Here is a 7,687-nt window from a genome sequence, read left to right as displayed (position 1 = left end):
CACCAACACCAACACCAACACCAACACCAACACCAACACCAACACCAACACCAACACCAACACCAACACCAACACCAACAAGTGTAGCGGACCGCTTTGTGGGAAGTTGGTTAGCAGGTAAAGGAGCTTGTATTAATGGGTCTGCTCTAAAAATGAACGTCATTAAGGTTTCTGATAACAGCGTTCGATTTGCCAGTGAAACAGTACGTTATGAGAATGAATCGAACTGTACAGGTAACATTGTTGCAAGTTACCGCCAAGCTGAAGATTTTAGTCTGGTTTCAAATATTGGAGCACCTCAGACAGTACAAACCTCAAGCTATAACAAAGTAGATTGGCAGCTTGTAGTAGCAGGAAAGCTAACTCAGAAACAGCCAGCTATTCTAGGCTTTAAAAATGCAAACCAATTCTGTCTAGTTCCTACAGATGAACCAAATGCAATACATAATTATTTGCAGCAAGCAAACTTTGATCTGACAAATACGTGTTTTACAAAAACAACTCCACCAGCAAGTATGCAAAAGCCAACTCAAGTATTGGCAACAGCAAGTTATAGACTAGGAGACAATAAAGAATCTTGGGCAGACGTATTAAGTCAACTTAATGATCAAGGACGCCAAGGCTACGCCCTTCTCACGCCCTCAGTCAGTTTAGATAATCCAGATGGAAGCTTTACGCTGTATAAAAATCTGTATGTCAAAAATAATAAATCAACTGATACATATACCTATAAAACAGTTGATGTTAAAACTAATTCAGTAGCAAACCGTTATTTACTATGGGTGAATGAGTTAAATAAACAAGGTAGCTTAGGCTATATATATAAGCTTTCATTTGGCGAGGTTACATCTGATACAGATAAATATTTATTTGTGAAAAATGATAAGAAACCTGCAACATATTCTTATTCTAATCGCTTCTTAACCAACACCTCTCGCACAAGTATTTTAAATGCCTTCAATGAACTAGGTGCACAAGGTTGTAAGCTAATTTACGCAAACTCAGAATTCACCAATAATGGCACAACAAATGGAACCTTCTATGTACCGACTTGTGTAAATAGCAGCACACATAACGGGACCTATGCGTATCGTTATTTTGAAGTTCCGCAACATATTCCTTTCAATAAGGATGATGCAATTAAACTTGAAAAACTTCTTAAAGAACAGTCAGCTGAAGGTTATAGATTGGTGGATGCAAACAACAACCTAGGCTTCTTTAATATTGATGGTTATCTATTTGAGCGCGACAGTGAAAATACAGGACCTATTGAATATAAAGTATTTATTGAAGATGCTGCATCCGAAACAGATGAGCCTTATATCTTTGAAAATCGGATTCAAGACCAAGGTACATTAGGCTGGTTCTTTGCAGTTCGACTTGGATCAGTCTATACCAACTCACCAACAAATTATGATTTAGCAAGTGGTGTTGTTTTCCCTAAATAAGACATCTAAAAACAAATAAGGCCACAACTGTGGCCTTATTTTTATTTAAAAACTATTAACTTATCCTAAGTCTTTAAAACCCTGCTGACGCCATGCTTCATAAACAATCACAGCCGTTGCATTAGATAAATTTAAACTTCTTGAGTTTTCAGCCATTGGCAAACGAATCCACTGTTCTTGTGGAAACATCAAGCGAACATGCTCAGGCAGGCCGCGTGTTTCTGGTCCCATCAGTAAAGCCACAGGTCGATTCAAATCAACTGTATGCGGAGTTGCAGAACCTTTAGTGGTGAGTGGAAAAACATGCTCAACCCCTTTAGCTTTCAAGTTGGCAAGGCAAAGTTCTATGTTGTCCCAAATTTGCATACGAGCCCATTCATGATAATCAAGGCCTGCTCGTTTGAGCTTTTTATCATCTAGCTCGAAACCCAAAGGCTTGACTAGATGTAACTGTGCACCAGTATTAGCACATAAACGAATGATATTGCCTGTATTGGCAGGAATTTCAGGCTCGTATAGGACAACATGAATCACAAATTTTCTCGACTTTAATAACCAGCAATAAACTCAAATGAACTTATTGCCATTTTAACTGTTCACGTAAATTCACCACTTCACCAATAATGGTTAAAGTCGGTGCTATGATATGATGTTCAGACACTTTAGTTGCGATATCAGCTAATGTTCCAACTACAACTTTCTGGTCTGGTGTGGTTCCCTTAGAGATTAAAGCTACCGGCATATCAGCACGTTGGCCATGAGCAATAAGTTGCTCACAAATGCGTTCTAAACCAACTAGCCCCATATATAAAACCAAAGTTTGATTTTCATAAACCAGCTCATTCCAAGGAAGTTCAGGTGAACCTTCCTTTAAATGCCCAGTCAAGAAACGAACACTTTGTGCATAATCACGATGTGTTAGTGGAATGCCCGCATAAGCTGAACAGCCTGATGCTGCTGTTATACCTGGTACAACTTGGAAAGTGACATTCGCCTCAACGAGCTCTTGAATCTCTTCACCACCACGTCCAAAGATAAATGGATCACCACCCTTTAAACGACAAACACGCTTTCCTTTTTGAGCATACTCAACCAGTAAAGCATTGATGCCATCTTGGGGAACGGAGTGATTTGAACGCGCTTTACCGACATAAATTTTAGTCGCATCACGACGGCAAAGCTCTAAAATGGGCGCAGAAACAAGACGATCATAAATCACAACATCAGCTTGCTGCATAAGACGTAATGCTTTTAGTGTCAGTAACTCTGGATCACCCGGTCCAGCGCCTACCAAATAAACTTCACCTTTAGGTGCAGTCCATTCTGTTAAGGCTTGCTGAATCAAACTATTTGCAACTTCTAAATTGTCATTGAAAACTTGTTCTTTCAATGGGCTAGCATAGAGATTTTCCCAAAAAATCCGACGCTCATCTGGATTGGGAATTTTTTCTTTTACCTGCTTACGCCACTGACCAGAAAACTCAGCCAACTTACCCATGCCATGCGGAACAATTGTTTCTATTTGAGTACGAAGTTGTCTCGATAAAACTGGTGATGCACCATTTGAAGCGACAGAAATAATTAACGGAGAACGATCAATAATAGCTGGAACCATAAAGCGGCAATGTGGAATATCATCAACACTATTGACCAATAAATTACGAGCTTCACATTGTTCAAAAACAGCTTTATTCACTTGCGCATCATTAGTTGCAGCAATCACTAATCGATATGGTGTATTTAATATTTTTTCAGCAAAGGACTCGGCAAAATACTCTCCGCCTGTCGTTTTGACTAAATGTAAAAGCTGCTCTTCAATTGCAGGAGCAATAATATCGATTACTGCTCCCGCTTTGGCTAAAAGGTTTGCTTTGCGCAATGCAATATGCCCACCACCTACAATCAGACAATGTTGCTGTTGCAACTTTAAAGAGATTGGAAAAATATCCACCTTAAACCTCTACATTAATCATCTGATTTGGGTTAAGCAAAAACCGTGCACAATTTAGATGCAAAGCTTAGTCAATAAACGTTGCACCACCCATATATGGGCGTAATACTTCTGGAATCTCGATAGAACCGTCTTCACGTTGGTAATTTTCCATTACAGCAAGCAAAGTACGTCCAACTGCCAGACCTGAACCATTTAGTGTGTGCACCAATTCGGTCTTCTTTTGATCCATTCTGTAGCGTGCTTTCATGCGGCGTGCCTGAAAATCACCCATATTAGAGCAGCTAGAGATTTCACGATAAGTATTTTGGCTTGGAACCCAAACTTCTAAGTCGTAAGTTTTAGTAGCACCGAAGCCCATATCCCCACCACAGAGCAAAATTTTGCGGTATGGTAAACCTAGTGCCTGCAAAATGCCCTCAGCATGTGCAGTAAGCTCTTCAAGTGCTTGCATAGATGTTTCAGGTTTAACGATTTGCACCATCTCAACTTTATCAAATTGATGCTGACGAATTAAACCACGGGTATCACGACCATAAGAACCAGCTTCACTACGGAAACATGGCGTATGCGCTGCATATTTTAAAGGCAAACGTTCGGTATCAATAATCTCATCGCGAACGAAGTTAGTAACTGGAACTTCTGCTGTAGGGATGAGGTAATATTCTTTTTCACCTTGAAGTTTGAATAAATCTTCTTCAAATTTTGGCAACTGACCAGTACCACGAAGTGAATCAGCATTGACCAAATAAGGCACGTAAGCTTCTGTATAGCCATTCTTTAAAGTATGGGTATCAAGCATGAACTGTGTTAATGCACGTTGTAGGCGTGCTAAAGAACCTTTCAATACGCTAAAACGTGAACCAGTCAATTTAGTAGCGGTTTCAAACTCTAAACCACCCATCCACTCACCTAAATCAGTATGATCTTTGATTTCAAAATCAAACTGACGAGGCGTACCCCATTTTGAGATTTCAACGTTATCATCTTCATCTTTACCAGCAGGAACAGACTCATCTGGTAAGTTAGGAATACTCAACGCTTTTTGTTCAATCTCGTTTTGTAACTCTGACAAAGCAACTTCAGCAGCTTTGATTTCGTCGCCAATGGCTTGCATACGCGCCATGATTTCAGAAGCATCACCACCGGATTTTTTAATCTGACCCACTTGTTTTGCACCAGCATTACGTTCTGCCTGCAATTTTTCAGTTTTTGATTGCAAATCTTTACGGCGAGTTTCTAAAGAAGCCCATTCTTGAACATCTAATTGAACACCGCGTTTTGCCAAAGCCGCATTAACGGCTTCAATATTATTTCTGAGTAACTTAGGGTCGATCATAATCAATCATAATATGGGTAAAAAACTGGCTATAGTGTAAGGCCTTAACACTAAAAAATATAGTGATCATCTTCATAACGAATAGCTTTCACACAATTGTTAGAATAGATCACCAGTTTTACAAGTTATAGTTTGGCACACTTGGTAAGTACTCAGGTTTAATGAACTTATTCGCCTCAAAATACGGCAGGGTTAATTCAGACATTCCCTCTGCATATGAAGCTAGCTCATAAATTGGATAGACAAATACAATGCCATTAGCACCATAGTAGAAATTATCGCTTAATTGCAGTTTTTCACGAGTAATATTGTGCTCTTGAAGCCAATTGGTATTTGCTTCAAAAAGTGCATCAACCAACTGTTTTTCAACATCTGGCTTAATAAGCTCTTCAACAGTAATGTGCTTTTTATTTAACAAATCAAAATTTACAAATTCTTGATGAGACATGCCATGTGCAGCACCTGCAGAATAGGAATAGGTCTGGAATGCAAAAGTTGCAAGATTATAATTTTGTCCTAAATAGCGAACATAAATTGCACTTTGGCTCGAACGAGCCTCGCCTTCAGGTACTTCGACTGGTTGATCTGCCAGATTTGCAAAAGCGTTCGGATCTGCTTTCTTTATACGATTGGTGAAGTAATCATTAATCCACTTCTGATTGGTTTGTACCGTTTGAAAGTCATACTCAGTACAACCATCTTCTAAGCAAACTTTTGATTTTGGCAATTTTACTGGGATTACTTTTGCTTGAATTACAGGAACACCAGCCTCTTTCGTTTCTTTAACTTTTGCAGTCGAAGCAGCCTGCTCTTCTTTGGCTGCCGACTTTGGTTGACAACCAGTTACCATTGCCATTGCAGCCATTAATGGAAGAATAACAATAATTTTCTTATCGTAAAGTCGCATAATAATCCCCATGAATTTACCTCTAACACTATACAAAGCGTAAGAATAAGACGGGGTTAAAAAATGTATCTGCCTCTCTTATATAAAAAAAAGCTACCTTTTACGGTAGCTTTTTTGAAGAGGCTTTAATTATTGGTCAATAACATCTGTACCTTTTGGAGGTGTAAAGTTAAAGACTGATGCCGGAATTGAAGCATTTACTTTAACGTTCTTAAAGCGTACATAGGTGGTTTGACCTAATGAGTCTTGTAATACCATAAGTGTAGGCGCTTTATTTGCTCCGAAGCTAATCGTTAAGCTTTGGAACGCCCCATCTTCTTTTTTAGGGAATAATGTGAAATAGAGTTTAGATTTATCGGGTTGTGTTACACGATAAGACTTCATGATTTGATTGGTATTACCAGAGAGTAATAATGCTGGTGTATCTGCAACCTGATCATCTAAGCTTTGGCGGACAGCTTGTTGTAAATCCGGATCATAGATCCAAACTGTTTTTCCGCTCGTTACGATAGTTTGTTTAGCAGGACTTACTGTTTCCCAATAAAATTTCCCCGGACGCTCAACTTTCATTGAGCCTTTAAATGTCTGGTTCATATGCTGTGCACTTAAACTCTTTTTCTGTGCCACAGTTTTTGTATTGGCTTTAGTTGTTTGTTCAAAATCGGCAGTCAAACGCTGTAATCCTGATAACTGATTAACCAGGTTCCCAATTGCCTGTTGCTCCGGTGCTGCTACAGGCGCAGCAAACACTGTAGTACTCATTACAGGAGCAAGCACTGACGCGCTGAGTGTAATAGCACACATAGTTTTACGAAGCATATTCATGTCATCACCTTTTTAGTTGCTGTAAGACAACTTGCCATCTTTCAAAGTTATGAAACTTAGCAAGCTCTTAATTCAAGACTCATATTAACCGACAAACTCTGTGCTAATCATTGAGAAAATAAGATATTTTGTTATGTTATTCATGTTGTTTGTAGAATTTCATTCATCATGATGAAGATACACCAGATTAAATTCCATAAAAAAAGCCCACAAAATGTGGGCTTTTTTTGAAGCTAAAACTTATACAGTTTCAACTTTTACGTAGCGACGGCCAAATTGACCTTTCACTTCGAATTTTACTACGCCGTCAGCAGTAGCAAATAAAGTATGGTCACGGCCCATACCAACATTTGCACCAGCGTGGAACTCAGTACCACGTTGACGAACGATGATGTTACCAGCAGTTACAGCTTGACCACCGTAAACTTTAACACCTAACATTTTTGGGTTTGAATCACGACCGTTCTTCGTCGATCCACCGGCTTTTTTAGTTGCCATGTCTCTTACTCCTCGTGATTAGCCTGAAATACCAGTAATTTTCAACTCAGTGAACCATTGACGGTGACCTTGTTGTTTACGGTAGTGTTTACGACGACGCATTTTGATAATGCGGATTTTGTCGTGACGACCATGACCAATCACTTCTGCAGTTACTTTAGCGCCAGCTACAACTGGAGCACCGATTTGAATGTTGTCACCGTTTACAACCATTAATACATCATCAAATGTAATAGTCGCACCAGATTCAGCTTTCAATAATTCAACTTTAAGGGTTTCGCCCTCAACTACACGGTGCTGTTTACCACCGCTTTGGATTACTGCGTACATAATGTACTCCAATCAGCCCGTGTCGTCGTGTCGATAAAGGGATATATCGATCTTAAAACGATCGCCACTGGGGTTATACAAGGCGACAGATTTTAAGTGAAATTTGATCAAACGACAAGTATTTTCTATATATCAGTAAAGCATGATCCCCTATTCTTACAAAATCAAACAGCTTGGACTGGAATTTAGCAGTTTTCATTGATTCTGAATGAAAATTAAAATACAGTTCCAAACACAAATTGCGTCAAGAACAAGTTGTATTAATGCTGATGTCATTAAATTTATTGTTTTGCCGAAAACATCGTATTTTGCTTAAATAAAGAACAAAAAACGCTTAAAAACAATAGAAATGATTAATATCAGCCACTTGTTAAGCTATGCAACACATC

Annotated in this window: 8 protein-coding genes; 1 reads left to right on the top strand and 7 read right to left on the bottom strand. The window is 39.0% G+C overall.

The window, feature by feature from the left end:
- Positions 1 to 1,448: PT dipeptide repeat lipoprotein (locus RMA94_RS02945; protein ID WP_311081790.1), on the top strand; the 1,448-nt coding region annotated here is incomplete at its 5' end.
- 60 nt (positions 1,449 to 1,508) lie between these two features.
- Here RMA94_RS02945 and RMA94_RS02940 read toward each other — a convergent pair.
- The 7 genes from RMA94_RS02940 to rplU form a co-directional block, all read right to left on the bottom strand.
- Complete coding sequence (locus RMA94_RS02940; RefSeq protein WP_311081788.1) at positions 1,509 to 1,982, bottom strand: tRNA (cytidine(34)-2'-O)-methyltransferase; 474 nt, start codon at positions 1,980 to 1,982, stop codon at positions 1,509 to 1,511.
- 43 nt (positions 1,983 to 2,025) lie between these two features.
- A complete protein-coding gene (gene cysG / locus RMA94_RS02935) occupies positions 2,026 to 3,399 on the bottom strand; it encodes a siroheme synthase CysG (RefSeq protein ID WP_311081786.1) in 1,374 nt (457 codons plus the stop codon).
- A gap of 67 nt (positions 3,400 to 3,466) precedes the next feature.
- On the bottom strand, positions 3,467 to 4,738 hold the full coding sequence (gene serS / locus RMA94_RS02930) for a serine--tRNA ligase (RefSeq protein ID WP_005072887.1): 1,272 nt from the start codon (positions 4,736 to 4,738) through the stop codon (positions 3,467 to 3,469).
- A gap of 118 nt (positions 4,739 to 4,856) precedes the next feature.
- Positions 4,857 to 5,657 carry an RsiV family protein gene (locus RMA94_RS02925; protein ID WP_311081784.1) on the bottom strand — a complete coding sequence of 267 codons (801 nt, stop codon included), beginning with the start codon at positions 5,655 to 5,657 and terminating at the stop codon, positions 4,857 to 4,859.
- A gap of 117 nt (positions 5,658 to 5,774) precedes the next feature.
- A complete protein-coding gene (gene lolA / locus RMA94_RS02920) occupies positions 5,775 to 6,470 on the bottom strand; it encodes an outer membrane lipoprotein chaperone LolA (protein ID WP_004789378.1) in 696 nt (231 codons plus the stop codon).
- Between the two features lie 240 nt (positions 6,471 to 6,710).
- Positions 6,711 to 6,968: a 50S ribosomal protein L27 gene (gene rpmA, locus RMA94_RS02915; RefSeq protein ID WP_002116037.1), complete on the bottom strand. Its 258-nt coding sequence runs from the start codon at positions 6,966 to 6,968 to the stop codon at positions 6,711 to 6,713.
- 18 nt (positions 6,969 to 6,986) lie between these two features.
- Positions 6,987 to 7,298, bottom strand: a complete 312-nt coding sequence (gene rplU / locus RMA94_RS02910) for a 50S ribosomal protein L21 (RefSeq protein ID WP_000271409.1) — start codon at positions 7,296 to 7,298, stop codon at positions 6,987 to 6,989.
- Positions 7,299 to 7,687 lie beyond the last annotated feature (389 nt).

The organism is Acinetobacter sp. V115_6 (assembly GCF_031799025.1).
Taxonomy (GTDB): Bacteria; Pseudomonadota; Gammaproteobacteria; order Pseudomonadales; family Moraxellaceae; genus Acinetobacter; species Acinetobacter pittii.
This window is presented reverse-complemented; position numbering and strand designations above follow the sequence as displayed.